This window comes from Clostridium sp. ZS2-4 (assembly GCF_026719745.1).
GTDB lineage: Bacteria > Bacillota > Clostridia > Clostridiales > Clostridiaceae > Clostridium_H.
The window spans coordinates 1-983 of the sequence record NZ_JAPPRQ010000073.1 but is presented as its reverse complement, the minus strand read 5'-3'; the positions used below and the strand labels follow the sequence as shown (position 1 = coordinate 983).

At 33.4% G+C, this 983-nt stretch carries 1 protein-coding gene and 1 pseudogene; both read right to left on the bottom strand.

The genetic code is table 11. The features are described 5' to 3' along the window. Positions 1–135: pseudogene (locus OIO11_RS11655) on the bottom strand (methionine gamma-lyase); the annotation flags it as partial. 231 nt (positions 136–366) lie between these two features. After that, positions 367–983: PLP-dependent transferase (locus OIO11_RS11650; protein ID WP_268071640.1), on the bottom strand; the 617-nt coding region annotated here is incomplete at its 5' end.

Below are 983 nucleotides of genomic sequence, written 5' to 3'. Positions count from 1 at the left end.
TTCAGCTGAATCAAATATAAAAGTTGAAGTTCTGTATATAGGAGTAGCTAGTGCTCCGTATTGTTTGTCACCTACATGTCCGCCGTGTATTGCTTTAGTACCAAAACCCATATTTGCCATATGTTCTCTATTCATTTATATCTCCCCTTTAAATTTATTTATATCAATGTTATACATATTAACGTTTACACAAATAATATAAGCAAGGTATATGCCAACTTTTTACAATGCTGGAATAAGTGTTGTTAAAGAAATATATTCGTCAAAACACAAAAGAATTGTAAACCTTTTCAACCACATTAAATAAAAAAACGGAAAGTTATTTTTACGTTCGTAAAAGAAACTTTCCATAATTTAAACACTAACCTATTTAACTATTAAATCTAAAGCATGTTTTAAGTCTGCGATTATATCTTCAGTAGTTTCAAGACCAACTGACAATCTAACTAATCCATCACTTATTCCAGCAGCAGCTCTTTCTTCGGCTGTATATGGAGAGTGAGTCATTGAAGCAGGATGTTGAATTAATGTTTCACCATCACCTAAGCTTACTGCAAGGCTAGCTAAATGGAGATTATTCATAACAGTTCTTCCTTCTTCAATTCCACCTTTAAGTTCAAAAGCAATCATAGCACCAGGTAATCTCATTTGTTTTTTAGCCAATTCATGATATTCAAAGCTTTCAAGACCAGGATAATAAACTTTTTCAACTGCTGGATGAGCTTCTAAGAACTCAGCAACTTTCATTGCATTAGAGCAGTGTTTCTCCATTCTGATTTCTAGAGTTTTCATTCCTCTTAGTATTAAGTAAGCATCGTCAGCACTTAATACAGCTCCAGTCATATCTTTAATGCCAAATAATTTAACTTGTGTAATGAAATCAGCTTTACCAGCTGCAAATCCTGCAACAACATCTCCGTGTCCATTCAAGTATTTAGTTGCAGAGTGAAGAACAACATCAGCACCTAATTCTAATGGCTTTT